The sequence below is a fragment of the Pelagihabitans pacificus genome (genome assembly GCF_009371985.2).
Classification (GTDB): Bacteria; Bacteroidota; Bacteroidia; order Flavobacteriales; family Flavobacteriaceae; genus Pelagihabitans; species Pelagihabitans pacificus.
Genome location: NZ_VIKU02000002.1, coordinates 699,595 through 726,443, shown reverse-complemented (window position 1 = coordinate 726,443; position 26,849 = coordinate 699,595). Strand labels below are relative to the sequence as shown.

Annotated in this window: 28 protein-coding genes and 1 other RNA gene; 19 read left to right on the top strand and 10 right to left on the bottom strand. The window is 43.4% G+C overall.

Features of this window, described 5'->3' with window-relative positions:
• The 3 genes from FK220_RS10645 to cmk form a co-directional block, all read left to right on the top strand.
• The coding region (locus FK220_RS10645; RefSeq protein ID WP_152574283.1) for a T9SS type A sorting domain-containing protein at positions 1-450 on the top strand (450 nt) is incomplete at its 5' end.
• 389 nt (positions 451-839) lie between these two features.
• Complete coding sequence (gene lon, locus FK220_RS10640) at positions 840-3,290, top strand: endopeptidase La (RefSeq protein WP_152574282.1); 2,451 nt, start codon at positions 840-842, stop codon at positions 3,288-3,290.
• Between the two features lie 78 nt (positions 3,291-3,368).
• The gene (cmk, locus tag FK220_RS10635) at positions 3,369-4,061 is read left to right on the top strand and encodes a (d)CMP kinase (protein ID WP_152574281.1); all 693 of its coding nucleotides are present in this window, start codon (positions 3,369-3,371) and stop codon (positions 4,059-4,061) included.
• A gap of 49 nt (positions 4,062-4,110) precedes the next feature.
• Here the strand turns inward: cmk and FK220_RS10630 are convergent, their stop codons facing one another.
• On the bottom strand, positions 4,111-4,491 hold the full coding sequence (locus FK220_RS10630; RefSeq protein ID WP_152574280.1) for a LysM peptidoglycan-binding domain-containing protein: 381 nt from the start codon (positions 4,489-4,491) through the stop codon (positions 4,111-4,113).
• 260 nt (positions 4,492-4,751) lie between these two features.
• Between FK220_RS10630 and rpsA the strand changes: the two genes are divergently transcribed.
• The 8 genes from rpsA to ppk1 all read left to right on the top strand — a co-directional run bounded on the left by rpsA (position 4,752) and on the right by ppk1 (position 13,160).
• Positions 4,752-6,581, top strand: coding sequence for a 30S ribosomal protein S1 (gene rpsA / locus FK220_RS10625; protein ID WP_152574279.1), 1,830 nt, complete (start codon positions 4,752-4,754; stop codon positions 6,579-6,581).
• Between the two features lie 217 nt (positions 6,582-6,798).
• A complete protein-coding gene (pyrR, locus tag FK220_RS10620) occupies positions 6,799-7,338 on the top strand; it encodes a bifunctional pyr operon transcriptional regulator/uracil phosphoribosyltransferase PyrR (protein ID WP_152574315.1) in 540 nt (179 codons plus the stop codon).
• Between the two features lie 104 nt (positions 7,339-7,442).
• Complete coding sequence (locus FK220_RS10615) at positions 7,443-8,369, top strand: aspartate carbamoyltransferase catalytic subunit (protein WP_152574278.1); 927 nt, start codon at positions 7,443-7,445, stop codon at positions 8,367-8,369.
• 1 nt (position 8,370) lies between these two features.
• On the top strand, positions 8,371-8,703 hold the full coding sequence (locus FK220_RS10610; protein ID WP_152574277.1) for a ribonuclease Z: 333 nt from the start codon (positions 8,371-8,373) through the stop codon (positions 8,701-8,703).
• Positions 8,704-8,853: 150 nt separating this feature from the next.
• Positions 8,854-9,759 carry a ribonuclease Z gene (locus FK220_RS10605; RefSeq protein ID WP_152574276.1) on the top strand — a complete coding sequence of 302 codons (906 nt, stop codon included), beginning with the start codon at positions 8,854-8,856 and terminating at the stop codon, positions 9,757-9,759.
• A 131-nt stretch (positions 9,760-9,890) separates the two neighbouring features.
• A complete protein-coding gene (gene pdxH / locus FK220_RS10600; protein WP_152574275.1) occupies positions 9,891-10,538 on the top strand; it encodes a pyridoxamine 5'-phosphate oxidase in 648 nt (215 codons plus the stop codon).
• Positions 10,539-10,607: 69 nt separating this feature from the next.
• A complete protein-coding gene (locus FK220_RS10595; protein ID WP_152574274.1) occupies positions 10,608-11,093 on the top strand; it encodes a SixA phosphatase family protein in 486 nt (161 codons plus the stop codon).
• The gene (gene ppk1 / locus FK220_RS10590) at positions 11,094-13,160 is read left to right on the top strand and encodes a polyphosphate kinase 1 (protein WP_152574273.1); all 2,067 of its coding nucleotides are present in this window, start codon (positions 11,094-11,096) and stop codon (positions 13,158-13,160) included. It begins immediately after the preceding gene.
• A gap of 77 nt (positions 13,161-13,237) precedes the next feature.
• Here ppk1 and miaE read toward each other — a convergent pair whose 3' ends face one another.
• Positions 13,238-13,819, bottom strand: coding sequence for a tRNA-(ms[2]io[6]A)-hydroxylase (gene miaE, locus FK220_RS10585; RefSeq protein WP_152574272.1), 582 nt, complete (start codon positions 13,817-13,819; stop codon positions 13,238-13,240).
• 71 nt (positions 13,820-13,890) lie between these two features.
• Between miaE and FK220_RS10580 the strand changes: the two genes are divergently transcribed.
• A complete protein-coding gene (locus FK220_RS10580) occupies positions 13,891-14,250 on the top strand; it encodes a transmembrane 220 family protein (RefSeq protein ID WP_152574271.1) in 360 nt (119 codons plus the stop codon).
• Here the strand turns inward: FK220_RS10580 and FK220_RS10575 are convergent.
• Positions 14,239-16,062, bottom strand: a complete 1,824-nt coding sequence (locus FK220_RS10575; protein WP_152574270.1) for a DNA polymerase III subunit gamma/tau — start codon at positions 16,060-16,062, stop codon at positions 14,239-14,241. The genes FK220_RS10580 and FK220_RS10575 overlap by 12 nt on opposite strands.
• Positions 16,063-16,535: 473 nt before the next feature.
• Between FK220_RS10575 and rnpB the strand changes: the two genes are divergently transcribed.
• An RNA gene (gene rnpB / locus FK220_RS10570) (RNase P RNA component class A) lies at positions 16,536-16,856 on the top strand.
• Positions 16,857-16,988: 132 nt separating this feature from the next.
• Here the strand turns inward: rnpB and FK220_RS10565 are convergent.
• Genes FK220_RS10565 through FK220_RS10550 form a run of 4 tightly spaced genes read right to left on the bottom strand, consistent with a single transcriptional unit; the run spans position 16,989 to position 19,498 of the window.
• Positions 16,989-17,435, bottom strand: a complete 447-nt coding sequence (locus FK220_RS10565) for a hypothetical protein (RefSeq protein WP_152574269.1) — start codon at positions 17,433-17,435, stop codon at positions 16,989-16,991.
• A 53-nt stretch (positions 17,436-17,488) separates the two neighbouring features.
• Positions 17,489-18,037, bottom strand: a complete 549-nt coding sequence (locus FK220_RS10560; protein ID WP_152574268.1) for an RsmD family RNA methyltransferase — start codon at positions 18,035-18,037, stop codon at positions 17,489-17,491.
• Positions 18,037-18,870, bottom strand: coding sequence for a DUF3822 family protein (locus tag FK220_RS10555; protein ID WP_152574267.1), 834 nt, complete (start codon positions 18,868-18,870; stop codon positions 18,037-18,039). The genes FK220_RS10560 and FK220_RS10555 overlap by 1 nt, the downstream gene beginning before the upstream one ends.
• Positions 18,848-19,498 (bottom strand): hypothetical protein, encoded by a 651-nt coding sequence (locus FK220_RS10550; protein ID WP_152574266.1) that lies wholly within the window; start codon positions 19,496-19,498, stop codon positions 18,848-18,850. The genes FK220_RS10555 and FK220_RS10550 overlap by 23 nt, the downstream gene beginning before the upstream one ends.
• A 245-nt stretch (positions 19,499-19,743) precedes the next feature.
• Between FK220_RS10550 and FK220_RS10545 the strand changes: the two genes are divergently transcribed.
• The 6 genes from FK220_RS10545 to FK220_RS10520 all read left to right on the top strand — a co-directional run bounded on the left by FK220_RS10545 (position 19,744) and on the right by FK220_RS10520 (position 24,979).
• Positions 19,744-21,183 carry an ATP-dependent DNA helicase gene (locus tag FK220_RS10545; RefSeq protein ID WP_152574265.1) on the top strand — a complete coding sequence of 480 codons (1,440 nt, stop codon included), beginning with the start codon at positions 19,744-19,746 and terminating at the stop codon, positions 21,181-21,183.
• Between the two features lie 39 nt (positions 21,184-21,222).
• Positions 21,223-21,810 (top strand): DUF4126 domain-containing protein, encoded by a 588-nt coding sequence (locus FK220_RS10540; protein ID WP_152574264.1) that lies wholly within the window; start codon positions 21,223-21,225, stop codon positions 21,808-21,810.
• 16 nt (positions 21,811-21,826) lie between these two features.
• Positions 21,827-22,540 carry a 3-deoxy-manno-octulosonate cytidylyltransferase gene (gene kdsB, locus FK220_RS10535; protein ID WP_238718987.1) on the top strand — a complete coding sequence of 238 codons (714 nt, stop codon included), beginning with the start codon at positions 21,827-21,829 and terminating at the stop codon, positions 22,538-22,540.
• Entirely contained in the window at positions 22,531-23,229 is a 699-nt protein-coding gene (locus FK220_RS10530) for an HAD family hydrolase (protein WP_152574263.1), read from the top strand. The genes kdsB and FK220_RS10530 overlap by 10 nt, the downstream gene beginning before the upstream one ends.
• A gap of 8 nt (positions 23,230-23,237) precedes the next feature.
• A complete protein-coding gene (locus tag FK220_RS10525; protein WP_152574262.1) occupies positions 23,238-24,365 on the top strand; it encodes an iron-containing alcohol dehydrogenase family protein in 1,128 nt (375 codons plus the stop codon).
• Between the two features lie 68 nt (positions 24,366-24,433).
• Positions 24,434-24,979 carry a 1-acyl-sn-glycerol-3-phosphate acyltransferase gene (locus FK220_RS10520; RefSeq protein ID WP_152574261.1) on the top strand — a complete coding sequence of 182 codons (546 nt, stop codon included), beginning with the start codon at positions 24,434-24,436 and terminating at the stop codon, positions 24,977-24,979.
• Here the strand turns inward: FK220_RS10520 and FK220_RS10515 are convergent.
• The 3 genes from FK220_RS10515 to FK220_RS10505 all read right to left on the bottom strand — a co-directional run bounded on the left by FK220_RS10515 (position 24,976) and on the right by FK220_RS10505 (position 26,799).
• Positions 24,976-25,485 carry a hypothetical protein gene (locus tag FK220_RS10515; protein WP_152574260.1) on the bottom strand — a complete coding sequence of 170 codons (510 nt, stop codon included), beginning with the start codon at positions 25,483-25,485 and terminating at the stop codon, positions 24,976-24,978. The two genes, FK220_RS10520 and FK220_RS10515, sit on opposite strands and share 4 nt — an antisense overlap.
• A gap of 216 nt (positions 25,486-25,701) precedes the next feature.
• On the bottom strand, positions 25,702-26,412 hold the full coding sequence (locus tag FK220_RS10510) for a YebC/PmpR family DNA-binding transcriptional regulator (protein WP_152574259.1): 711 nt from the start codon (positions 26,410-26,412) through the stop codon (positions 25,702-25,704).
• A 99-nt stretch (positions 26,413-26,511) separates the two neighbouring features.
• The gene (locus FK220_RS10505) at positions 26,512-26,799 is read right to left on the bottom strand and encodes a 4a-hydroxytetrahydrobiopterin dehydratase (protein ID WP_152574258.1); all 288 of its coding nucleotides are present in this window, start codon (positions 26,797-26,799) and stop codon (positions 26,512-26,514) included.
• Positions 26,800-26,849 lie beyond the last annotated feature (50 nt).

Sequence of the window (26,849 nt, the reverse complement as noted above, 5' to 3'; positions counted from 1 at the left end):
TTCTCCATCCCGGTCGGAGAGTACTTCACGGGGTCTTACAACAACATGGTCTTTTCGGCGGACAAGGACTCGGGCGGGTCTTCCCAGGAGAGCTTCTTCCGTAACATCGTACTGACCGATAGTGGCGGTTCATTGGTTGGTAGGGGATTAGGCGAGACCAATTTTGAATCGTCCAGTGATGCTAATCTGTCCCCGACGACCAAAACGATCTCCGTGTTTCCCAATCCGACTTCTGGAACACTGCAGTTAGACCTGAATAATTTTATGGGACAAAGCCTAGAGGTCAATGTGCTAAGCACCTCGCAGCAAAGGTTGATGACACATCAATTTGGCAAAAATCACGCATCAATCGAGCTGTTGGATATAAGCAGGTTGACAGATGGCATTTATTACCTGGTTTTCGAAAGTTCTGGAAACCTTGCGCATAGGACAGTCGTTCTGAAGAAATGATGTTTTTTCAGCATTGTATCATCAAAATGACCATTATTATTAAAATTGATGTATTGCCATCGACGGGATATCTAATTAAGCCAGGTCTCTTTTAGAACTACCCTCAAATGAAATTACTATTACGTCCGAAGAGTAATCACGAAAAAAGTAGTACGAAGATGATGATTTCGATGGAATAGAGAAAATAAGTATTTGACGACAAAACCCTTTCGAGTTTCAATTCGAAGGGGTTTTGTTTTTTTCGATTGGCATAACTATTGTCCTTAATAGGTAGGTAAGGCGTCGAGATCGCTTTAATTTAAGCGATTAATGGCATCTTACCTCGATTTAAACAATGATATAGTAAAACAATTTCTGCATTTTAATGACAGAATGACCGATATACGATTATGGGATATACCAAATTTTTAAATTTTGACAATATGTCGCTGCATACTTTTGAGGAAGATGCCGAATTGATTCCGTTACTTACTCCAGAGGATGAAGAGCAGATGAACAATGAAAGTCTACCGGAAACACTACCTATATTACCCCTTCGCAATACGGTACTATTTCCGGGAGTCGTAATACCGATTACGGCCGGAAGGGATAAATCTATCAACTTGATCAAGGATGCCAATAACGGCTCTAAGGTCATAGGGGTAGTCTCACAAAAAGACGAGGATACTGAAAATCCGGATATACAGGATATCAACACCTTGGGTACTGTGGCCAAAATATTGCGAGTACTGCAAATGCCCGATGGAAATACGACGGTAATTATTCAAGGTAAAAAAAGGTTTGAGATAGCAGAGGTATTGACAAGAAAACCTTATCTGACCGCTACTGTTAGGGATACAAAGGAAGAGCGTCCTATGGAGGGGGATAAGGAGTTTTTGGCCATCATAGAGACTATCAAGGACCTATCGCTGAAAATTATTAAAAGCAACCCGAACATTCCGAGCGAGGCTGCCTTTGCCATAAAAAATATTCAAAGTAATTCGTTCCTGATCAACTTCATATCCTCGAATCTCAATCTTAGTGTTGGGGAGAAACAAGAGTTACTCGAGATCGATAGTCTTCAGGACAGGGCACTTGCTACCTTGAAGTACATGAATGTGGAACTTCAAAAACTAAAGCTGAAAAACGACATTCAGTCCAAGGTACGAAGCGATATGGATCAGCAACAGCGGGAATATTTCCTGCACCAACAGATGAAGACCATTCAGGAAGAATTGGGAGGCGCCTCCTATGATGAGGAAATAGAGGAAATGAGGGCAAAGGCCAATGAAAAGAAATGGGATGCTAAAGTTGCCGAGCATTTTGACAAGGAGTTGGCCAAAATGCAGCGGATGAATCCCCAAGTAGCCGAGTATTCCATTCAAAGGAATTACCTCGACCTTTTCCTGGATCTTCCCTGGAACGAATATTCAAAGGATAAGTTCGACCTAAAAAGGGCCCAAAAAATCTTAGATCGAGATCATTACGGTCTCGAAGATGTAAAACGCCGGATCATTGAATATCTAGCAGTGCTAAAGCTGAGAAATGATATGAAATCCCCGATTCTTTGCCTGTATGGTCCTCCTGGAGTGGGTAAGACCTCCCTAGGCAAATCCGTTGCCGAAGCATTGGGCAGGGAATATGTACGCATGTCGTTGGGTGGCCTTAGGGATGAAGCCGAAATCAGGGGCCATAGAAAAACGTACATCGGAGCCATGCCCGGTCGTATTATCCAAAGCCTTAAAAAAGCGGGCACTTCGAATCCTGTGTTTATACTCGACGAAATAGACAAGCTTTCGAGCAGCCATCAAGGAGATCCCTCTTCCGCTATGCTCGAGGTTTTGGATCCAGAGCAGAACAGCGAATTCCACGATAATTTTTTGGAAATGGGCTACGACCTTTCAAAAGTGATGTTCATTGCGACCGCTAATAGTCTTGCGACCATACAACCGGCGTTGCGAGACCGTATGGAGATTATCAATGTGACGGGGTACACCATAGAGGAAAAGGTAGAGATTGCCAAAAGGCATTTACTGCCCAAGCAGCTGAAAGAGCACGGATTGGATACAAAACATCTGAAAATCGGTAAACCGCAACTTGAGAAAATCGTCGAAGGCTATACCCGGGAATCCGGTGTTCGATCTTTGGAAAAACAAATTGCAAAAATGGTCCGCTATGCGGCCAAGTCTATTGCCATTGAAGAAGAATATGATATTAAGGTCAGCAATCAGGATATCGAGAAAGTGCTCGGACCACCAAGATTGGAAAGGGACAAGTACGAAAATAACGAGGTTGCCGGAGTCGTTACGGGATTGGCGTGGACCAGTGTCGGGGGAGATATTCTATTTATCGAATCGATTCTTTCCAAGGGAAAAGGAACTCTCAATATCACCGGCAACCTTGGTAAGGTAATGAAAGAATCGGCTACTATTGCCTTGGAATACATTAAGTCGAATGCAGATAGATTTGGTATCGATCCAGATGTATTCGCGAATTACAACGTACACATTCACGTGCCCGAAGGTGCTACTCCAAAGGATGGTCCTAGTGCGGGAATTACGATGCTTACCTCACTCGTATCGCTTTTTACCCAAAGAAAGGTAAAAAAGAGCCTGGCCATGACCGGAGAGATCACCTTAAGAGGAAAGGTACTTCCAGTAGGTGGCATCAAGGAGAAGATTTTGGCGGCGAAAAGGGCTCGAATCAAGGAAATTATACTGTCCAAGGATAATGAAAAGGATATATTGGAAATAAAACAGGAATACCTTAAGGGGTTAAAATTCCATTATGTTACCGAGATGCATGAAGTCATTGATATTGCGGTTACGAAGCAAAAGGTACGGAACCCCAAAAAACTCTAATTCGATAGAATTTTGTTCAATATCCTAGAATATCCCGTTTTCATGAGTACTCTTTTATTTTCTACCTATTTTTGACCCATGGGAAAAATTACCATAGCCATCGATGGGTTTTCTTCAACAGGAAAGAGTACACTGGCAAAGCAGTTGGCAAAAAAATTGGAATATATCTACGTAGATACCGGTGCTATGTATCGGGCAGTCACCCTCTTTGCCATGCGGAACGGCATTGTAGAAAATCCTGGGGCATTGGTGAAATTATTGCCGGAAATTCACTTAAAGTTTATTTACAACAAAGACGCGGGATATGCGGAAATGTATCTCAATGGCGAAAACATAGAGGCCGATATCAGAACCTTGGAGGTCTCAAAGTTTGTCAGTAAAATAGCTGAAATAGGGGAAGTACGCCAAAAACTGGTCGAGATGCAAAGAGAGATGGGAAGGGAAAAAGGTATCGTAATGGATGGCCGGGATATAGGTACCGTGGTATTTCCGGATGCGGAGTTGAAAATCTTTATGACCGCTTCGCCAGATGCGAGGGCGGCCAGACGCTATAAGGAATTACTGGATAGGGGAGAAAACGTTTCCTACAACGAAGTATTAAAAAATGTGAGGGAGCGGGACCATATCGATTCCAACCGTACGTTTTCCCCACTAAAAAAAGCCAATGATGCCATTGCATTCGACAATACCGACATGGGATTACAGGAACAATTTGAAAGGATGTACAATTATGCCTTGAGGGTTGTCAAAAAGTTTTCGGAAAAGACATAAAAAAAGGGACGCTCCAAGACCGTCCCCTATTCAATTTTTAAATGTAGTGTTATGGGTTTGGAATTACCAAAACCTGATCGGGATGAATGACGTCCGGATTGCTTAAAATATTCGTGTTCGCGGCAAAAATCTTTTGATACTTCATAGCATCTCCGTAATAATGTTTGGCGATTTTGCTCAATGATTCACCGCTTTTTACAACATGTCTATGATAAACAGAGCCGTCCGCTACCGAAATATTGGCTTTGATATCAGAGGGGTTTTCGCCACCCAACTCTTTTATTTTATCCCATAAAATGTCCTTTTCGTACGGGGTTTTTGCTTCCCCCTTTATTTTTAGTACCCCGTCTTCCTCGGTAACTTTTCCATCCTTTATTCCTAATTGCTCCCCCAAGGTCAACACACCTTGATACTTTGCTTTAACGCTCATAGTTGTTCTCTTTTAATCGGTTAATATTTGAACAGGAAAGATAGTGAATCTTGGAATATTTTTGGATAAAATCAGTAAAATAGTAGTTATGGTACAACCTGTTGATAAGGGGATTGCTTATACCATAAAAATATTGTACTTTTGCACTCCTTTTTTACGAGGAATCAAGAGGAAAAGGGAGATTATAAAAAAATAAAAACACTTCCGCAGGTTATTGTTTAGCTCTTGTGACACCGCGGGATACAAATTTAGATCAGCACATGGCTGAAGAAAAAGCAACTGCCCAAGTAGAGGAAACTACAGCGGCACCAGAAGAAAAAGTAGCGGCGAAACCTGCCCAGGACCCTAAGGAGTTTTTAGAAAATTTCGATTGGGAAAAGTATGAACAAGGCATCGAGCGCGTCGATGACACCAAACTACAGGAATTTGAAAAGCTAGTAGCCGAAAACTTTGTGGATACGGCAGACGAGGAAGTCGTTACCGGTACTGTAGTATACCTTACCGACCGTGAAGCGATAATCGATATCAATGCAAAATCGGAAGGGGTTATTTCCTTGAATGAATTCCGCTACAATCCAGACCTTAAGGTAGGTGACAAGGTAGAGGTATTGATAGATATTCGTGAAGATAAAAGCGGCCAATTGGTGCTTTCACATCGAAAGGCACGAACCATTATGGCTTGGGAACGGGTAAACAAAGCCCATGATAATGAAGAGGTGGTAAGTGGTTTTGTAAAATGCAGGACCAAAGGAGGTATGATTGTTGACGTATTCGGGATCGAGGCGTTCCTGCCCGGTTCACAGATCGATGTGAAACCTATTCGTGACTATGATCAATATGTGAATAAAACGATGGAATTCAAGGTGGTGAAGATCAACCACGAATTCAAGAACGTAGTCGTCTCTCACAAGGCATTGATCGAAGCCGATATCGAAGAACAGAAAAAGGAAATTATCAGTCAACTGGAGAAAGGACAGGTATTGGAAGGTGTTGTAAAAAACATCACCTCATACGGGGTCTTTATCGATTTGGGTGGTGTAGACGGATTGATTCATATCACCGACCTATCTTGGAGCAGGATCAATCACCCGAACGAGGTTGTAGACCTTGACCAGAAATTGAATGTGGTGATTCTCGACTTTGATGAGAACAAGTCAAGAATACAATTAGGCTTGAAGCAATTGGAGAAACATCCATGGGACGCATTAAGCGATGAAATCAAAGTTGGTGACAAGGTAAAAGGTAAGGTGGTCGTTATTGCCGACTATGGTGCTTTTATCGAAGTCGTTGAAGGTGTCGAAGGATTGGTCCACGTTTCCGAAATGTCGTGGTCGACGCATTTGCGTTCTGCACAGGATTTCGTGAAAGTAGGTGATGAGATAGAGGCAGTGGTATTGACCCTGGATAGGGAAGACCGCAAGATGTCTTTGGGAGTGAAGCAGTTGACTCCCGATCCATGGACCGACATTACTTCTAAATATCCTGTAGGTTCTAGACACACCGGTATAGTGCGAAACTTCACCAATTTCGGTGTTTTCGTAGAGCTGGAGGAAGGTATCGACGGATTGATTTATATTTCTGACCTTTCATGGACCAAAAAGGTGAAACATCCTTCTGAATTTGTGACAGTGGGTGACAAAATCGAGGTGGAAGTGTTGGAGCTCGATGTTGAAGGTCGTAAATTGAGCCTTGGGCACAAGCAGACCACGGAGAATCCTTGGGACAAGTACGAGACTGAGTTTGCGGTAGGTACCGTTCACAAGGCGGCGATTACCGAAATTGTTGACAAAGGTGCTACAATCGACTTCAATGAAGACATCACAGCCTTTGTGCCCCAACGTCATTTAGAGAAGGAAGACGGCAAAAAGCTCGGTAAGGGTGAAGAAGCTGAATTCAAGATCATTGAATTCAACAAAGACTTTAAGAGAGTAGTCGCCAGCCATACCGCTATCTTTAGGGAGGAGGAAGCGCGCAATGTAAGAGCGGCAGTCAAGAGGGCCAAGTCGAGCAGCGATGAAGCCAAGCCGACCTTAGGTGATGCCAATGAGCAATTGCAGGCATTGAAGGATAAGATGGAAGGCAAGAAATAAGAACTTCCACTTACGTATAATAAAGAAGGCCCCGACCATTATGTCGGGGCTTTTTGTTGGTATACATTTTTTATCCTGTAATTGTAAGAAGGGTGCCGTTCAAGAAAAATAAGTTGGTTTTTCTATGGCCTTGATTCCTTGGCAATCTATCTTGATTCAAAACTATTTGGGTAGAATTCCCTATTTTTGTCCTTCAAAAGTATCGATGTTAAAACCCATGGGGCAAAAAGTACTGCTTTCTTCAAAAGAAATAAACATCATACTTCATCGTTTGGCTTGCCAACTCCTTGAAAATCATTTGGATTTTAAAAATACCGTGTTGATCGGACTTCAGCCGAGAGGAACCTATGTTGCACAGCGGCTCTATAAAATTCTAAAGGAGGAATACGGCGTTAAACATATCGAGATCGGGTTTCTGGACATTACCTTCTACAGGGACGATTTTCGGAGGGGAGACAAAACCCTTTCGGCTACGGAAACGACGATAGATTTTTTGGTCGAGGATAAAAAGGTAGTGCTAATCGATGACGTATTGTACACAGGTAGGAGCATTCGAGCTGCCCTGACTGCCATTCAGTCGTTCGGAAGGCCTTCGGAGATAGAACTGTTGACCTTAATAGATCGAAGATTCAGCAGACATTTGCCCATACAGCCCAACTATAGGGGCAGACAGGTAGATGCGATCAATGACGAAAAAGTAAAGGTGCTATGGCAGGAGAATGATGGTGAGGACGCCATATACCTCGTTGGAAGGTAGATAGAAAAAGGGATAGCGATACCAATATTATGATAAGCCGACAAAGCAGCTTTGAAGAAAATCGATCTGGATTAAAGTATCTATTAACAACGTAACAGATAAAAATGAGCGAATTAAGTGTAAGGCACTTGCTGGGGATTAAGTATCTGAACGAAGCGGATATCGAGCTCATTTTTGAAACCGCCGATAACTTTAAGGAGGTCATCAACCGTCCCATCAAGAAAGTACCTTCCCTACGGGATATTACTATTGCCAACATTTTTTTCGAGAGTAGTACCCGTACAAAACTATCTTTTGAACTTGCCGAAAAGCGTTTATCTGCCGATGTCATCAATTTTTCGGCCTCTCAATCCTCTGTAAAAAAGGGGGAAACCTTAATCGACACCGTAAACAACATACTTTCGATGAAAGTCGATATGGTAGTCATGCGCCACCCGAATCCCGGTGCGGGCATATTTCTCTCCAAGCACGTTGAAGCGGCTATCATCAATGCCGGCGATGGGGCGCATGAGCACCCTACACAGGCGCTGCTCGACTCTTATTCCATTCGGGAGAAATTAGGGGATGTTGCAGGTAAAAAGGTGGTAATCGTAGGCGATATCCTGCACTCCAGAGTGGCCCTTTCAAATATATTTGCACTCAAATTGCAGGGGGCACAAGTGAAGGTATGTGGACCCGGAACCCTACTGCCCAAGTACATCGAATCCCTTGGTGTCGAAGTGGAGACCGACCTTAGAACGGCCCTTGACTGGTGCGATGTGGCCAATATGCTACGCATACAAAAAGAGCGCCTTGATATCAGCTATTTTCCTACCACTAGGGAGTATACACAACAGTTCGGCGTAAATAAGGCATTGCTCGATGATTTGGACAAGGAAATTGTCATCATGCACCCAGGGCCTATAAATCGGGGAGTGGAAATTACTAGCGATGTGGCTGATTCCAAGCAATCCATCATACTAAATCAAGTTGAGAACGGCGTTGCGATTCGAATGGCGGTAATGTACCTTTTGGCATCAAAAATTAAATAGAATGATTTTCGACAAAGACGGCACAACGACTATCGTTTTTCAGGAGAACATAGAATTATCAAAGTTTTTGGATAATTTGAACAAAGCGTATCCAAAGATTAAAAACGATAACATCATTGTAAACCTTTTCTCTTTTTCAAAATTAAAGGCAGATGACCTTCTTGAGTTTCTTCAGTTGTCGGACCAGCACAGAAAATCCAATAAATCCTTTGTTTTGGTAACTAACAAAGTGGGTTATGAGGAGGTGCCCGATAAGATGATCGTAGTGCCGACACTACAGGAAGCCAAGGATATTATCGAAATGGAGGAAATCGAAAGGGATTTGGGGTTATAATGGTTATGCGATTTGATTTCGTCCGGACAACTGAAGAAACGCAGAAACGAAAGATCTGTTTCCATCTTCATAGCCATTATCCCGGCACCTTTGGATTCAGGGGAGATTGCACAAAAAAAATACACTATCACAAACCACGAACTTAGGAACATGAAGCTCCAAATCCTTGGTTGTTATGCCGCTACCCCCAGAACCTTGACCAACCCGACTTCCCAGGTTCTGGAAATCAGGAATCATCTCTTTTTGATCGATTGTGGGGAAGGCACACAGGTGCAGTTAAGAAAGAACAAGATTAGATTTTCTAGAATCAATCACATTTTCATATCCCATTTACACGGTGATCATTTCTTCGGACTGCCAGGGCTCATCTCTACTTTTCGTCTTTTGGGAAGGGATAAGGAACTGAATGTTTACGGCCCCAAGGGAATCAAGGAGGCGATCACCCTTTTAATGAAGTTGGGCGACTCATGGACCAACTATCAATTAGTCTTTCACGAGCTTAAGGAAAAACGTCCCGTATTGATTTATGAGGATGACAAGGTCACTGTAGAAACCATACCTCTAGACCACCGGGTCTACACAAACGGATTTCTTTTTCGGGAAAAACCATCAGATCGTAAACTCAATGTCGAGGCAGTTGGTAAATACAACATCGACAAGGCCTATTTCCGGAATATTAAAAGCGGTAACGATGTAATTCTTGATGATGGCACCCTTGTTCCCAATGAAGTCCTTACCTTCGATCCGGTGGCACCTAAAAGCTATGCCTACTGTAGCGATACGGCCTATCGGCCGGAATTGGTTCCTCAAATTACCGGGGTAGACGTTCTTTATCACGAATCGACTTTTTTGGAGACCGAGGCCCATCTATCCGGTAAAACCAAACACGCCACCGCCAAAGAAGCCGCCGCCATTGCGAAGGCGGCCAATGTAGGCACTCTTATCCTAGGACATTACTCCACTCGGTATAAGTCTATCGATCTTTTCAAGGAGGAAGCGACCGAAATTTTTCCCGAGGTGGAGTTGGCCGATGACGGTAAGGTATTCAACCTTTGAGTTTGAATACACCCTGATAAGTCCAAAACCACTCGATTTCCAGCTATTTTTTTGATAATTAGGGGCTAATCCATTTTATAGTTCCTTTTCTTTTGATGAACTTTACCCTATAATAGCAAGATGAACCCGACATGCAAAAAGACCTAGGTGATTATCGAAAGTCATATGAAAAAAGCGCTCTTATCGAAGATTCCATTTCGGATAATCCCATTGAGCTTTTTCAAAAATGGTTTTATGAGGTAGAGGCTACCGATGGGGTCGATGAGCCCAATGCCATGACCGTCAGCACCATTGGCTTGGATGGTTTTCCCAAGTCCCGTGTGGTACTCTTGAAAAAGTATACGCACGAAGGTTTTATATTTTACACAAACTATGAGAGTGAGAAGGGAAAGGCCATTGCGAAGAATCCAAAGGTTTGTATTTCGTTCTTTTGGCCCCATATGGAGCGACAGGTGATTATAAAAGGCACTACCGAAAAGATTGCGGAAAATCTCTCGGACGGGTATTTCGAATCGCGACCGGAGGGAAGCAAACTGGGAGCCATTGTATCGAACCAGAGCTCGGTTATCGCGTCTAGGGATGTGCTTGAGGAAAAGTTGAAAGCTTTGGAAAAAGAATATCAGGGCAAGGAAATAGAACGACCCGATTTTTGGGGAGGTTATCTGGTGAGGCCGCTATCCATGGAATTCTGGCAGGGAAGACCCAATAGGCTGCACGACCGTATCCGGTATAGTCTGCAGGAAAATTTGGATTGGAAAATAGAACGATTGGCACCCTAAGATGAAGAGGGAAAGTCAATGGTTGTTCCTACGATATGAATTTTACGGCGAGCTTAAATTTTTGTAGATATGAAAGAATTGATTCTCATTCGACATGGTAAGTCCTCTTGGGACTATAATGTAAGCGATAAAGACCGTCCCCTTAAAGAACGGGGTATTGCCGACGCATTGTTGGTCTCCCAAGAATGGGCGAATCAGGGAAAGGGTATTGATTGGGTATTTTCAAGTCCTGCAAACAGGGCATTGCACACCTGTATGATATTTTTGAGACAACTGCATCTCCCTTTTGACCGCCTCCGGATTACCGACCGCCTCTACGACTTTTCCGGGGATGAGGTGCTCCAATTGCTTCGGGAACTTGACGAAGACCTGACAACGGTAATGATTTTCGGGCATAATCATGCCTTCACCTATATTGCCAATTTGTTGGGAAATACCTATATTGACAATGTTCCAACTAGTGGTCTGGTGCATATACAGTTCGGTGCCGACAGTTGGGCGAAAATAGAAAAGGGAACCACCGTACAGACTATTTTTCCAAAGCACATTAGATAAATGATAAAAGTCAGAAATCAGTACATCAATCGGGAGATTAGTTGGTTGCGGTTCAATGAGCGGGTACTTCAGGAAAGCGCCGATTCCAACGTACCGTTGATCGAAAGGCTTCGATTTCTGGGTATTTTTTCGAACAACCTCGATGAATTTTTTAAGGTTCGCTACGCAACGGTAAAACGAATCGTAGAAGCCGGAAAAAAGGGAAAAAGTGTTTTGGGGGGGGAGACCGCGAAGGATTTGCTGGCGGAAATCACCGAAATCTGTATCGAACAACAGGCCAAAAGTCTTCGAATTTTAGGCAATATAGAAGAAGAGCTCGAAAGGCAGAATATCTTTATCCTTCAGGAAACCGAACTATCTCCGGCGCAATCGGTATTCGTAAAAAACTATTTCCTGCAGAATGTGAGTCCACAGTTGATGACCATTATTCTTAACGATCTCACAGAATTTCCTATACTAAAAGACACGGCGGCCTATTTGGCAATTAAAATGGTTTTAACGTCTGATGAAGACCGTCCAGAAAAAAAATATGCGTTGATCGAGATTCCCAAGGGAATCGATCGGTTCGTCGTATTGCCGAAAGAGGGCGATAAGAACTACATCATTATCCTGGATGATCTGATTCGTTATTGCTTGGACAATGTATTTACCATGTTCGATTACAGCGCTATCTCGGCCCATATGATCAAGATAACTAGGGATGCCGAGCTGGATATGGACAATGACTTGAGCAAAAGCTTTATCGAAAAAATCTCCGCGAGCGTTGCGGACCGTAGAATTGGTGATCCCGTCCGTTTTGTTTACGACAAGGGTATTGAAGAAGACACCCTCAATTTTCTAAAGGATAAAATGAACATCGAGGATACCGACAGTGTGATTCCAGGGGGAAGGTATCATAACAGGAGGGATTACATGGGTTTTCCAAGCCTTGGAAGGGATGATTTGCTCTACGAAAAAATCAAACCACTACCCGTAAAGGGTTTATCGTTCGAAGGAAGCCTTTTCGAGCAAATTGCAAAGAAAGACTACTTACAGTATACACCTTATCATACTTTTTCCTATATCATAAAGTTTTTACGGGAAGCCGCGTTGGATCCAAAGGTAAGGAGTATTAAAATCACCGTTTACCGCCTGGCAAAAGACTCCCAGGTGGCAGCTTCGTTGGCCAATGCGGTCAAAAACGGAAAACAGGTCACGGTACAAATAGAACTACGGGCACGGTTCGATGAGGAAGCCAATATTCAATATGCGGAACAACTGCAGGCAGAGGGTGTAAAACTTAGTTTTGGTGTGCCCGGACTTAAGGTACATAGTAAAACCTGTGTCATAGAACGAGAGGAAGGGGATGCGATAAAAAGGTACGGCTTCATTAGTACTGGAAACTTTAACGAATCAACCGCAAGGATTTATACCGATTACACGTTATTTACGGCGCATGATGCCATTTTAAAAGAACTGAACAAAGTATTCGACTTCTTCGAGACTACCTATAAAATTACCAAATACAAGCACCTTATCGTATCTCCGCATTATACACAAACGGTTTTTGAGAAATTGATCGATAATGAGATTGCCAATGCCATTGTGGGGAAAGAGGCGTACATTAAAATTAAGATGAATAGCTTCACTTCCTACAAAATGGTCGATAAGCTTTATGAGGCCAGTAGGGCAGGCGTAAAGGTACAATTGATTATTCGTGGTATTTGCTGTCTGGTACCAGGGGTCAAGGGGATGAGCGAAAACATAGAGGCCATCAGTATCGTCGATAAATTTCTGGAACATTCACGTCTTTTTATTTTTGCGAATGAAGGCAATCCCAAGATGTATATTTCCTCTGCGGATTGGATGACCCGGAATATAGACTATCGGGTGGAAGTGGGGTGTCCTATTTATGACGAAGAGGTAAAACAGGAATTACTCGATACTTTTGATATTTCATGGAGAGACAATGTGAAGGCACGGGTTTTTAACGAAGCCCAGGATAATGCCTATCGGAAGAACAACAGTAAGCCACTGCGATCTCAGTTCGAAAAGTATGGGTACTATCAAAGAAAGCTCGAATCGTAGTGTTTAGGGTTTGGGAAGGTTTAATTCTTCGTTCCTGTTTGAAGACCTTTGCCAATCCGTATTGTGAACGGCGGGTTTTAGCCGTGTATGGTTTCTTTTTTTCCGAGATTTTTCATGATTTCAGCTTCATAGTCAAGCAGCTCTTGCCACTTTTTATCGACCTCTTCTCGATTTCCATACTGTCTGGCAAATTTCAGGAACATCGTATAATGCCCCGCCTCGCTGATCATCAGTTTATGGTAAAAATCCGCAAGTTGCCTGTCTTTGAGCTGTTCGGAAAGCAGTCTAAACCGCTCACAACTACGGGCCTCTATCAAGGCAGCATACAGTAGTCGATGTACCAATTGGGTCGTCCTATCGCCCCCTTTTGGAAAGAATTTCATCAGTGCAATTACATAATCATCCTTTCGATAGCGGCCAAGTGATTTCCCCCTAGCGAGTATGCGGTCATGAACCATCTTGAAATGGCCCATTTCCTCCCTCGAAAGTGCCACCATTTCGGTAACTAAATCGGGGTATTCAGGAAAATTTACAATGAGTGAAATGGCCGTACTGGCAGCTTTTTGCTCGCAGTAGGCATGGTCGGTCAAGATTTCATCGATATTTTTTTCCACAATGTTCACCCATCGAGGATCTGTAGGCAATTTTAGACCGAGCATAGTTCATTGGATTTAATCCCAAAAGTAATAGGATTACTTTCGTAATCAAAATATGGTTTTATATTTGTTGGATGAATCTTTTTTTTAAAGTCTTTGCTTGGCTTTTTGGCGTCTTATGTGTGGTTTCGGCCATTTTACAATATAATGACCCAGACCCCTTCCTATGGATTGTAATTTATGGGCTGGCTGCCATACTGTGCTTTGGTTTTGCCTTGCAAAAGATTCCTTTTTGGCTGCCTTTGTTCGCAGGTGTCCTTTTTATTTTGGGTTTTTTCTACGTATTCCCCGAAGAGTTCGTAGGTTTTGGCATTGATTCAGGGGACATAAAAAATGTAGAGGAGGGCAGGGAGTCTTTTGGGTTGTTGATTTTGGCTTTGGTAATGTTTTCCTTTTCTATTTGGAGTTGGTATCGTAACAGGCTAAAGGTCTAAATCGAACTCTTGTCTTAAAAGGTCTATGGCCGGGTTCTTTTCCCTTAATTTTTCATATTTCTCCTCGGGGGTAAAGGCAAACTTTTTAGCGGTTTCTTCGTTTACGGTGATTTTTAAATCGATGAAATGATTATTCAATTTTGATCGCAGGTACGCTAGTAAGCCAAATTGTTCCCGTTCTACCTCTTTTTTCATGGTACCGTTGGGTAATTCGATCCAAATTGTTTGGTCCTTGAGCACTTTGGGCGTGTCGGTGGAAAGATTAGAGGCCAATATTTTTTGTCCTTTTGCATCGATTTGTTTTACAAAATCGTACCAATGTCGCTGCATCTCCTCTTCTGTAAAGCTGGTCTTGGGAAGGTTGTTTTCATCGAGTACCTCCTCCTTTTTGTTTAATTGATGCTCTTTTTTGGCCTTTAGACTGGAGATGGAAAGTCCAGAGACCCGTTTTGACGGTATTTTGATATTGATTCTCTTAGCATTGGCAACGGTCGTTGTATCGACAGGGTCGGAAGAGCCGACCATTGTTTCAATAATCGGTTCCGCAACGGCAACCGATGGCTCATTTCCGGAAGCCGGGACCGTTGTTTCCTGTTCGGATATTTTTTGCTTTAGCAGTTCGGATCTACGCGAGACTAGTTCGGAATTCCTTACTGTTGCTTGGGAGGTATCTTCATTCTTAAAGAATGAAGCCGGGGCGATAAAATTGGTAGTTTGGTTGGCGAGAGCTATCGATTCAGGATTTTTTTTTTCACCTTCAAAGTCGATGGAGGCCAGCTTCATGAGGGTGAGTTCCACCAACAGCCGTTGATTCTTGCTGGTCTTATAGTTGAGGTCACAGTCGTTGGCCTTTTCCAGCGCTTCAAGTAGGAAGGAAGTACTGGTTTTTTTTGACTGTTCCAAATATTGTTGTTTGGCAGTTTCACCGACCTCTAATAATTCAATAGTTCCCTGATGTTTACAAACCATCAAATCCCTGAAGTGGGAGGCAAGGCCGTTTATAAAATGGTGGCCGTCAAAACCAAGGGCCAAGGTTTTGTTCAATAAAAGGAGCAGGGAGGGTATATCGTGCTTTAGAATTAGATCCGTGGCCGAGAAATAAGTATCGTAATCAAGTACGTTCAGGTTTTCGGTCACTGCTTTACGGGTCAGTATCTTCCCGGAAAAACTGACCACCCTATCGAAAATCGAAAGCGCGTCACGCATGGCCCCATCGGCTTTTTGTGCGATTATATGTAGGGCATCCTCGTCGGCTTCGATTCCCTGGTTTTCGGCAATGTATTTTAAATAGTTGGCTGCATCCTTAACCGTAATACGTTTAAAGTCGAAAATTTGGCAGCGAGATAATATCGTAGGTATAATTTTGTGTTTTTCGGTAGTGGCCAAAATAAAGATAGCATGTTTGGGAGGCTCTTCCAAGGTCTTTAAGAAAGCGTTGAATGCCGACTGGGAGAGCATATGAACCTCGTCGATAATATACACCTTGTATTTACCTACTTGGGGCGGTATGCGTACTTGATCGATCAGACTCCGAATATCGTCGACGGAGTTGTTAGAGGCGGCATCGAGTTCGAAGATATTAAAGGCAAAGTCCTCATCGGGCCTTTGGGTGCCATCTTCATTTATTTTCTTTGCGAGGATTCGTGCACAAGTAGTCTTACCGACCCCTCTAGGGCCACAGAATAACAACGCTTGGGCCAAATGATTGTTTTCAATGGCATTGGTCAAGGTATTGGTAATCGATTCCTGGCCCACAACATCCTTAAAGGTCTGGGGCCTGTACTTGCGAGCCGATACGATAAATGGTTCCAAAAAGCCTACTTTTAATTGCTATTCGATAGCAGTACAAATATAAAAATTGAGTGTCATAAAACGGGTGGTATACGGTGAAGTTACCCGTATTTATCAACAACTTTAAGATAATTTAGGTTTTATCCCATCTTCACAAAGCGATAGGTTCGCCATTCAATTGGTTTAAAGGGTTTACAATGGTAGAACCAACCACTGTTGGACATTCAGTGATATAGGTTACGACAGCCAATCCTTGGTTGGGATGGCCCGTCAAATAGACGTATGTTTGATATTCATAGGGCTTTTCAATAGTTTATAAAGAGCTTTCAAACATGTTTCCGGAGTAGGTTCCATCTTCTGGGAATCGCCCCAAAGTGTGCCGGTTTGGTCATAGGAACTATAAGGGGACTATTTGGATGAACGGTACTACTAACTTGGTATTGACTTAACAAAGCAATAACAAAGGAATTGTTATAATTCATGTAACTTTGTAATTGGCAGGTCTCCTTATCGCTCCGGCCCTCGGGTCGGGGAGGAAAGTCCGGACACCATAGTGCGGCATAGCGGGTAACACCCGTCGTCCCGAACTCGCTTCGGGATAGGACCAGTGCAACAGAAAGCAAGTACAGTTCGGCTGTAGTGAAATCAGGTAAACTCTATGCGGTGAAACGTCATGTAAATCGGTGTTTAAGGGCGGCACGTCCGAACCGAAGGGTAGACGGTTCGAGCTTTTGGGCGACCAAAAGCCTAGATAAATGATAAGGGTCGACCTCCTTGGGGTCGAAACAGAATCCGGCTTATGACCTGCTTTTATTAAAATTTATTAATAGCATTGCTGCAGAGGCGGGAATGTTTCTTTTTGGTGGTACCATGGGCTTAACGTGTCTAACCACTGTGAATATGATCAAATCCTAATTTCATTTTTCAAATCCACGATATAGTAAGGTTTACACCTCAAACATCAATTCCAGTTCCCCACCGGAAGGCAGCACTTCCCATTTCGTCATTAACCGTTGCAGGTCTCTAGTAATCCGAACAAGTTTATCAGGGGTCAACTCCGATGGATATGGAAGTCGATGTTCTTCAAGAATGGGTTTGAGTTGGGTCATGATTTCCGTATTCGACTCGCTTCGTGCGTAATAAGTTTGTAGCAAGTTGACGATATGTTCGGTAACCAAAGCCTCGGATGCTAAGTTGGTAGGGTGCAGTGCTTCCGGTCTTTCTTTCCTTGGCAATTGAAAATCGGAAATAGCATGACCTTGCGCCAATAATCCATAAAAGGCATCGGCGTAGCCCAACTCTTTTTCCACCACAAAATGGGCAATGTCGTGAATTTCAAGATTAGGGTAAAGAGCTGAGTAGGTACATGTCCCATTCTCCCTCGTACAAGTCAATACCGAAGGTTTGCCTTGTTTTTTGCCGATGTTTATCCAAAGCCTCACCCCTGTTACGTATTAGACCGTTCGGAAAAAAAACTAAAAACGCTACCTCCGTACTTACGGTGATCTTTGAAATGTGCCAATTTAGATAAATCGGTTTTATCGGAATGTTCAATAATCAATAATCCATCCGGCTTTAATAAACCCTGGTCAAAAACAAGTTTGTGGATTTTTTCAAAATCATCGAAAGGCATTGTATAAGGGGGGTCGGCAAAGACAATATCTACCCTTAGGTGTGTCTTGGCCAAAAATTTAAAAACATCGCTCTTAACGGGAGTAATTTCCAGTGCCAGTTCCTTGGCCGTTTTCGTCATGAACATCACGCAGCCGGGATCCGTATCGACCGCAGTTACCGAAGTCGCACCACGGGAGGCGAACTCGTATGCGATATTCCCCGTTCCTGCGAAAAGATCCAAGACATTTATTTCATCGAAATATACGTGATTGTTGAGAATATTGAAAAGTGCTTCTTTGGCCATATCGGTCGTGGGGCGAACGGGAAGCTTTTTTGGGGCCGTAATGCGTCTGCCCTTATGAGTACCGGAGATGATGCGCATCAGAGGGCGTTGAGTACCGTAAAGTCAATAGTTTCGATTTCCTCCGAATACTTTGGCAAAGAAAGGGCGGCGGGAAGTAAAATCGAAATATCCTTCACGTATTCGTAACACAAACGATATATGGGGTCATCTTCCCCAACATCGCCAAACATTTTTAACGGAACGGATTCGGGATTTAATCCAAGTTGTTCCAGGGTAAACAGCAAATAGTAGAGAAAATCTTCTTGCGTGCTGTATTCAAAGTTGTTGAATAGCAACAATTTCTTTTGCGTTATAACCGTAATATCCAATTGCCTATCAAAAACATGCACATATACCACCGGCTCCTTGCCATTGACATGTTCATCGAGAAGTGACTGCACCATCACGGTTCCATGGTGTTTATAGATGAACTCCCCAAAAAGATCGTAAATGTAATTGTTGATGTTTACGAAAGGTACGTATACGTTCATAAGATCGTACCCCTCCAGCTCGTCGTACGCGATATGGTCATTCGCTAAAATTTTAGCATTGAATTTAAGGTAATTTGCCAATTCTTTTTCATCGAACAGTGATTTGGGTACAAGACTGAAAAGATTATTTCTGTGTATGACGACTACCTCCGAGAACTTTGTGTCATCGATTTGGTGCCTTTTAAAAAGTTGTTGTAGTTCTTTCAGCGTTTGGTAGGGGGTCAGCTCTTTGTGAAATATCAGATGTTCCGAACCAACGATACGATTTGCGACCGTATCGAGCACACAAAAAGAAAGTCCATTCAAACTTATTTGAATGGACAGTCTATGAAAGTCTTTCGACGTGTTTTCTATGTCGTTATTGTTCGTTTTTCTTGTCATAGATGGGGGGCCAGTTACCACTGGTACTAACTTCTTCCAAGGAACCAACAACGATTGCGGGCCCGTTAACCTCTTCAACACTTGCCTCTGCCTTTTCTTTGGCGAGCAAATCTTTCGGTTGGTCGTACAAAATAATATCTTTAGCCACCTTGGCCTCAAATACAGGGGCTTTGTAACCTCCCTTATCAATAATATCCGCTTTCATTTCAACTTTTTCCCCACTTGCTGCTCCGGGGATTTCCATCATAGTTTTGTATCGGTCATCGTTTTTGAAAAGGGAATCCCTAACAGCAATAGTTCCAAGAGTGTCGATAATGACCGTATCTACCTGCATATCTATCTGGTACACCTTGTCATAGCGCATGAAGGACGAATCCCGCTGTTGGGTGATGGTGTAATTACCGGTATCCACAAAACTCACCAATTTATTAAAATCGGCCGCATATTTACCATTAACCGTTTTGTAGGCTTCCTGGGAATTCCTGATATCCTTCAATTTGGCGATCACCTTGGCATATCGTTCCTGTTTTACTTTATTGAACTCGATAGGGCCCGTAACCGATTTGTAAATAAGATATCCAAAAACGATACAGGCAATCCAAAGCACAATTTGTATAATGGTCTTCATTTTCTTACTGTGTTAGTTAAATTTAGTGGTTCACACAAATCTACAATTTTTTTGGAAACTGCCTAATTTTTTATCCTTGTAATTCGGTAGGGCTTTCAAGCTGCTCCAATTGCCGTTCTATCGAGGATTAAGATAATTTGATGCAGGTAAATAGTCTGCCCTGGCGGCCCCATTTATGGGGTTCATACCGATACAAATAATAGTAGGATACATTACAAGAAAATCATGAGTATCTTTGATGTTCCATGGCAACGCTTACCGATGCATCATTCTACAAAATATTAAGGGAAAAGTTCCCCCATGAGCCAACTGCGAACCAATCGATAGCACTTCAGATGTTATCACAGTTCCTGTTGTCGAGCCAAAAAGACCTGATATTTCTTTTGAAAGGCTTCGCGGGTACCGGAAAAACGACGATTGTGGGAACGGTGGTGAACAACCTCTGGCATTGTAAACTGAAATCCGTTTTAATGGCCCCAACCGGCAGGGCTGCAAAAGTCATGTCGAACTATTCCAAAACAGGGGCTTTTACCATTCACCGTAAAATTTATTTCCCTAAGAAGCAACGTGGTGGGGCCGTACGGTTTGTACTGGCGCCAAACAAACACCGGGATACCGTTTTTATTGTAGACGAAGCTTCTATGATTCCCGATAACCCGACAGATTCGAAGCTCATGGATAACGGATCGCTCCTAGATGACCTTTTGATGTTCGTTTATTCAGGACACAATTGCAAATTGATTCTCATAGGCGACACGGCCCAGTTGCCACCGATACGTCTTGAACTAAGCCCGGCATTGGATGCCGATAAACTTTCGATGAACTATAACAAGGAGGTTACGGGATTGGAGTTAAACGAGGTGGTGCGGCAGGCCGAAGATTCAGGTATCCTGATGAACGCTACCAATCTGAGGGAGCAATTGCAGGGTGATTTTTTTGAAGGATTTCAATTCGATGTGGATCCCTACGGGGATATCGTTCGCCTGATTGATGGGCAGGAGATTTTAGAGGCGATCGAGACCTCCTATGATCAGAACGGAAAAGAGGAAACGGCTTTTATCGTACGGTCCAATAAAAGAGCCAATCTTTATAACGAGAACATCCGTAGCAGGATTTTATATTTGGAAAATGAGTTGTCGGTCGGGGATTATATGATGGTCGTCAAGAACAACTACTTTTGGTTAACTCCGAACACCGAAGCAGGATTTATTGCCAATGGGGATATCATCGAGATTTTGGAAATCTATGCAATCAAAGAACTCTACACCTTTAAGTTTGCCGAGGTAAAGGTAAAAATGGTCGACTATCCGAACCAAAAACCCTTTGAAACAGTCTTGTTATTGGATACTATCAAAGCTGAATCGCCGTCCTTGCCCTACGAAGATTCCAACAGGTTATATCAGGAGGTAATGCAAGATTATGCCGACGAAAAATCAAAATACAAAAAGTTTTTGGCAATTAAGGGGAACAGATACTTTAATGCATTGCAGGTAAAGTTCTCCTATGCGATTACTTGTCATAAATCCCAGGGGGGACAATGGGACACCGTTTTTATTGAGCAGCCGTACCTGCCCAATGGGGTCGACAAGGAATACCTCCGCTGGTTGTATACCGCGGTAACGCGGGCAAAGAACAAAGTGTATCTGATCGGTTTTAAAGGTGATTTTTTTGTTGGTGCGGAATAGATTAAATTCGTTACCGACAAATCATAACTTTGGTTAAAAATGACTTCGGACACCATCATTAGTATCTTTCTGGGTGTTGGTCTCGCCGCTTCTGTGGGTTTCCGGGTATTCCTGCCTTTGTTCGCTTTGAGTTTGGCGGCGTATTTCAATGTCTGGGACTTGAACGAAAACTGGCAGTGGATTGGAAGTTTGGCGGCCGTGATCACTTTAGGGGTGGCCATGCTGGTGGAAATATTCGGTTATTTCATTCCCTGGGTCGACAATTTGCTCGATAGCATAGCGGTGCCCTTGGCGGCAATCGCAGGTACGGCCGTAATGGTATCCACGGTAGCCGATTTGGACCCGATGGTTACCTGGGCCTTGGCCATCATAGCGGGGGGCGGTACTGCCACTGCCATAAAGGGTGCGGGCGCTACGGGCAGGTTGGCCTCAACGGCATCAACGGGAGGGCTTGCCAATCCCATAGTTTCAGCCGTAGAAACCGGAACGGCTATGGTAGTAACCACAGCCTCTATCTTTGCGCCTATACTGGCAGCCGTATTGGTGATCATTATTTTGGCTATTGTTTTCAGTATTTATAGAAAATTGAGACCAAGGAAGAAATTGTCGAACCAAAATGAACCATAAGGTGAAAATCATCGCCATGATACCTGCCCGCTATGCGGCTTCTAGATTTCCGGCTAAACTGATGCAGGACCTGCACGGAAAACCGGTGATACTCCGTACCTATGAGGCGGCAGTGAACACTGGCCTGTTCGATAACGTCTATGTGGTCACCGATAGTGAGCTGATCTTCAATACGATTCATAATGCTGGAGGTAAAGCGATTATGAGCATAAAAGAGCATGAGTGCGGTAGTGACCGTATTGCCGAGGCTGTAACCGATATGCAAGTGGACATCATCGTAAATGTGCAAGGGGACGAACCTTTCACCGATAAAGCAAGTCTGCAGAGCGTACTCAAGGTTTTTGAGAAGGATGCGGAGGAGGAAATCGATTTGGCATCTTTAATGGTAAAAATCACCGATTGGGATGAAATAAGTAATCCGAATACGGTGAAGGTTATTGTGGATAATCGTAATTTCGCGCTCTATTTTTCCCGATCTCCGATTCCCTATCCGCGAGACAAGGCAGTTCGAACGGATTATTATAAACACAAGGGTATTTATGCTTTTCGGAAAAGGGCATTGATGGATTTTCAGCGACTTCCAATGCTACCCCTCGAAGCGACCGAGAAAATTGAGGCCATTCGTTATTTGGAATACGGGAAGAAAATAAAAATGGTAGAAACGACAGTCACAGGTATTGAAATCGATACCCCCGAGGATTTGGAAAAGGCGCAGCAGGCATGGAAATAGATTTTACGGGAATTGAAGTAATTGGCTTCGATGCCGACGATACACTTTGGGTGAACGAGACCTATTTTAGGGAGGCGGAAGAGCAGTTTGCAGGATTACTGGAGCATTACGAGACCAAGAACAAAATAGACCAAGAGCTTTTTAAAATGGAAATGAAAAACCTTGAGCTCTATGGATACGGAATCAAGGGATTTATGCTGTCGATGATCGAATCGGCCTTGGAACTGTCAAATAACGAAGTTTCACAGGCAACGCTTTCCAAGATTATGAATCTTGGTAAAAAGATGATTGCCCATCCGGTGGAACTATTGGACGGTGTGGAGGAAGTGCTAGAGCGTTTGGCTAAAAAATACCGATTGATCGTATTGACCAAAGGAGATCTTTTGGACCAAGAACGGAAGCTGGAAAGGTCGGGACTAACGCGGTACTTTCATCATGTAGAAGTATTGAGTGATAAAAAAGAGACGAACTATCAAAATCTGCTAGACCATCTTGAAATTGATGTAAAGGAGTTTTTGATGATTGGAAATTCGTTAAAGTCAGATGTATTGCCTATTATAAACATTGGTGCCCAAGCGGTTCACGTACCGTTTCATACCACTTGGCAGCACGAAGAGGTGTCGGTTGACCATGAAGAACATCGATACCTCACTGTAAATAGTTTAAAAAATATTCTTGACTATCTGTAAATCGTTTTATGGAAGTAAACAAGCAGTTCGACATAAAAGAGGCCAAGATTGGTCAACCTACCGGGTATAGGAACTTCCCCATGGTGCCCAGAGTGGTTTATGGCAAGGGAAGTTTCGACCAGTTGGGCGATATATTGATGCCCAAGCGCAAAAATGCCGATGCACCCTGTATATTTCTAGTAGATGATGTTTTTGAAGAAACGGATTTGGTTGCGAGGATTCCTCGAATTTTTAATGACTTGATAATTTTTATATCGGCGGAAGAAGAACCAAAGACCGATCAGGTAGATGCCCTGGTTGAAAAAATCAGGAGCGATTTTTCGGAACCGCCCTCGGGAATCATCGGTATCGGTGGTGGTACTTTGCTCGACCTTGCCAAGGCGGTGGCAATAATGCTCAATAATACCGGAAACTCTTCGAAATATCAAGGATGGGACTTGGTGCAGCGGCCCGCGCTTTATCACGTAGGCATCCCTACCTTGAGCGGTACCGGAGCGGAAGTAAGTAGAACAACCGTGCTTTTGGGTCCCGAGAAAAAATTGGGGATCAATTCCGATTACACCGTTTTTGACCAGGTAATCCTTGACCCCGATTTGACGCACGGAGTAGATAAGGAGCAATGGTTCTTTACCGGGATGGATTGTTACATACATTGTATAGAATCGCTCAATGGCACTTATCTAAATGCGTTTAGTCAAAGCTATGGTGAAAAGGCCTTGGAACTCTGTAAGGAGGTATATCTAGGGGAGCTGGCTCCCTCGGAATCCAGGGAAAAACTAATGATGGCATCCTGGCATGGTGGTATGAGTATCGCCTACTCACAGGTAGGGGTCGCCCATGCGATGAGTTACGGACTCTCCTATCGGTTGGGTATAAAGCATGGTATCGGGAATTGTTTGGTTTTTCAGCATTTGAGCGAGTTCTATCCTGAGGGTGTGGCGCTTTTCCATAAAATGAAAGGTAAACATGGTATTGACCTGCCGACCGGTATCTGTGCCGACCTATCCGATTGTGATTTTGAGACCATGACGACGGTTTCATTGAGTATGGAACCCTTGTGGGAGAATGCCTTAGGTCCAGGCTGGAGAAATAAGATCAATGCGGAGAAATTAAAGGCCATTTATCGAAAAATATAGTGATGGCAACTAGGAACCCACCAACACTATTTTCCCGATAACCCGATAACCCCATACCCCAAATCTATATGTTACAGGCACTAGCCAAATTCATTTATTTTAAACTGTTGGGTTGGAAGATGGAGGGAGTTTTCCCGGCCTATTTGAAAAAGTGTGTGATCATCGTAGTACCCCATACCAGTTGGGTCGATTTTTTTCTGGGCCTATTGGTGCGAAAGGTTTGGAATGAAGAAATTAACTATGTTGGCAAGAAAAGTCTATTCAAACCGCCTTTTGGTTGGTTCTTTAGATGGACCGGTGGTGCGCCTGTCGACCGAAGTACAAACAGCGATACCGTAAGCGCCACTGCGGAAATCTTTAAGAAAAGGGAAACATTTCGACTTACCTTGGCACCCGAGGGTACCCGAAAAAAAGTTTCCCACTGGAAAAGCGGGTTTTACTACATCGCCAAAATGGCCGAGGTACCGATAGTGATGGTCGCTTTTGATTTTGGAAAAAAACAGGTAAAAGTATCGGAGCCACAGTATCCAACCGATGATAAGCAAGCCGATTTTAGAACTTATGAGGCGTTTTTTAAGGGCGTGGTAGGCTTTGTTCGAGAGTACAGTTACTAAATCTTTTGTTTTTTGATGAGTTTTTTGGGAGTGATGCTGTCTCTTTTTCTTGTATTTCCCGGAAATACCAAATCAGTGCTCGAAAAGGTCGTGCCAAAGGTAGCACTTGCCGAATAGACTTGGTCTATTGCGTCCAACACCTGATGTTTCGATAGTTCTTTGAGAGGATGTATGAAGACCGACCATATAATCTCATCACTAAGGGCATATTTTACATCCAAGGCCGAATGAAAATTGGCCACCAGCGCATTGAGAAGTTCTTCTTCCCCCAACTGCTCTCTTTCAACGATGGGCGTAATGATGCGCATCCGGTTCGCGTTTTCGTCGTATACACAGACCAAAAAAGTCCCTTTGTAAATAAATCGAATGGAATTGCCTTGGGCTTCCGTGGTATCGGCGACTTGGGCTATTAAGGCCCTGAGCTTGGCAGGGTTCATATCTTGGGCGATCATGTTTTGAGTGCATAAAAAAAAGAATAGCAAGACAAAGGGAAGTAGTCGATACATCTTATATTTTTGAATTAAGTCGAGGAGTGACCAAATAGTTTACAAAACGTTTATAAAACATTGGAAATAACAAAGGATAACTTCAATTTGATGCGTTATTGAGTACAAGAAGAATTATTTAAAGGAAAGAACTATTTATTCTATTCGCATCTTAATTGGGAAGAACGTTTTTTTATAAGTATAGTGCATCGTCCGTCATTGCGATTGGAGATCTGCTTACTCCTTCATGGTATGGTATACGTTCTGTACATCGTCGTCCTCCTCGATTTTTTCCAGTAGTTTCTCTACATCGGCCGCCTGTTCCTCGGTCAATTCCTTGGTCACCTGTGGAATGCGTTCAAAACCGGACGATAGAATCTCGATACCGCGATGCTCCAGTTCCTTCTGGATGGCCCCAAAACTCTCGAACGGCGCATAGATCAAGATGCCGTCGTCATCCACAAAGACCTCCTCGGCGCCGTAATCGATCATCTCCAATTCGAGTTCCTCTGGATCGATACCCTCGGCAGGAATCCGAAAATTACAGGTATGGTCGAACATAAACTCCACTGAACCCGAAGTCCCTAGACTCCCGTTACATTTGTTGAAGTAGCTACGGATGTTGGCCACAGTTCGTGTGTTATTATCAGTGGCGGTCTCGATCAAGATAGCGATGCCGTGGGGAGCGTAGCCTTCGAAAAGCACCTCTTTGTAATCCCCAAGACTCTTATCGGAAGCTCTTTTGATAGCCCTCTCGATATTATCCTTGGGCATGTTGACCGACTTCGCATTTTGGATAACCGCCCGTAGCCGCGAGTTGGAATCGGGATCTGGGCCTCCCTCTTTCACCGCAATGACGATATCCTTGCCAATACGTGTGAACGCTTTCGACATGGCCGACCAACGCTTCATTTTGCGTGCTTTTCGAAACTCAAAAGCTCTTCCCATAACTCTTATGCTTGATTTAAACGAACAGGGGCAAATTTAAAAAAATTGGAGGCGAATGCAAGCACCCCACACGCAAAACGAGGTCCCCTGATGCGCATGCTATTCCCCAAAAACGATGTTCTCGATCGTGGCGGCCAATTTGAAGTCTTTTTCGGTGACGCCCCCTACATCATGGGTGTTCAATCGAATGTTCAGGGAATTGTACACGTTGCTCCAATCCGGATGATGCCCTTGTAACTCGCATTCAAAGGCGATGCGGGTCATGGTCGCGAAGGCTTCCTTAAAATTACCGAACTGTAAGGAAGTTTCTATAGCTCCATCAATGAATTCCCAGCTGTCCAATTCGGCCAGCCTTTTCTCAATTTGTTCTACTGATAGTTTTTCCATGTCGTATTTTTTATAAAGTTAGCGAAAGTTGCCGAGGTGATTACTTTTTA

Coding starts and splice junctions, on each gene's coding strand:
- lon (WP_152574282.1), top strand. CDS start 840: ATGGGATATACCAAATTTTTAAATTTTGACAATATGTCGCTGCATACT.
- cmk (WP_152574281.1), top strand. CDS start 3,369: ATGGGAAAAATTACCATAGCCATCGATGGGTTTTCTTCAACAGGAAAG.
- FK220_RS10630 (WP_152574280.1), bottom strand. CDS start 4,491: ATGAGCGTTAAAGCAAAGTATCAAGGTGTGTTGACCTTGGGGGAGCAA.
- rpsA (WP_152574279.1), top strand. CDS start 4,752: ATGGCTGAAGAAAAAGCAACTGCCCAAGTAGAGGAAACTACAGCGGCA.
- pyrR (WP_152574315.1), top strand. CDS start 6,799: ATGGGGCAAAAAGTACTGCTTTCTTCAAAAGAAATAAACATCATACTT.
- FK220_RS10615 (WP_152574278.1), top strand. CDS start 7,443: ATGAGCGAATTAAGTGTAAGGCACTTGCTGGGGATTAAGTATCTGAAC.
- FK220_RS10610 (WP_152574277.1), top strand. CDS start 8,371: ATGATTTTCGACAAAGACGGCACAACGACTATCGTTTTTCAGGAGAAC.
- FK220_RS10605 (WP_152574276.1), top strand. CDS start 8,854: ATGAAGCTCCAAATCCTTGGTTGTTATGCCGCTACCCCCAGAACCTTG.
- pdxH (WP_152574275.1), top strand. CDS start 9,891: ATGCAAAAAGACCTAGGTGATTATCGAAAGTCATATGAAAAAAGCGCT.
- FK220_RS10595 (WP_152574274.1), top strand. CDS start 10,608: ATGAAAGAATTGATTCTCATTCGACATGGTAAGTCCTCTTGGGACTAT.
- ppk1 (WP_152574273.1), top strand. CDS start 11,094: ATGATAAAAGTCAGAAATCAGTACATCAATCGGGAGATTAGTTGGTTG.
- miaE (WP_152574272.1), bottom strand. CDS start 13,819: ATGCTCGGTCTAAAATTGCCTACAGATCCTCGATGGGTGAACATTGTG.
- FK220_RS10580 (WP_152574271.1), top strand. CDS start 13,891: ATGAATCTTTTTTTTAAAGTCTTTGCTTGGCTTTTTGGCGTCTTATGT.
- FK220_RS10560 (WP_152574268.1), bottom strand. CDS start 18,037: ATGCGCATCATCTCCGGTACTCATAAGGGCAGACGCATTACGGCCCCA.
- FK220_RS10555 (WP_152574267.1), bottom strand. CDS start 18,870: ATGACAAGAAAAACGAACAATAACGACATAGAAAACACGTCGAAAGAC.
- FK220_RS10550 (WP_152574266.1), bottom strand. CDS start 19,498: ATGAAGACCATTATACAAATTGTGCTTTGGATTGCCTGTATCGTTTTT.
- FK220_RS10545 (WP_152574265.1), top strand. CDS start 19,744: ATGGCAACGCTTACCGATGCATCATTCTACAAAATATTAAGGGAAAAG.
- FK220_RS10540 (WP_152574264.1), top strand. CDS start 21,223: ATGACTTCGGACACCATCATTAGTATCTTTCTGGGTGTTGGTCTCGCC.
- kdsB (WP_238718987.1), top strand. CDS start 21,827: ATGATACCTGCCCGCTATGCGGCTTCTAGATTTCCGGCTAAACTGATG.
- FK220_RS10530 (WP_152574263.1), top strand. CDS start 22,531: ATGGAAATAGATTTTACGGGAATTGAAGTAATTGGCTTCGATGCCGAC.
- FK220_RS10525 (WP_152574262.1), top strand. CDS start 23,238: ATGGAAGTAAACAAGCAGTTCGACATAAAAGAGGCCAAGATTGGTCAA.
- FK220_RS10520 (WP_152574261.1), top strand. CDS start 24,434: ATGTTACAGGCACTAGCCAAATTCATTTATTTTAAACTGTTGGGTTGG.
- FK220_RS10515 (WP_152574260.1), bottom strand. CDS start 25,485: ATGTATCGACTACTTCCCTTTGTCTTGCTATTCTTTTTTTTATGCACT.
- FK220_RS10510 (WP_152574259.1), bottom strand. CDS start 26,412: ATGGGAAGAGCTTTTGAGTTTCGAAAAGCACGCAAAATGAAGCGTTGG.
- FK220_RS10505 (WP_152574258.1), bottom strand. CDS start 26,799: ATGGAAAAACTATCAGTAGAACAAATTGAGAAAAGGCTGGCCGAATTG.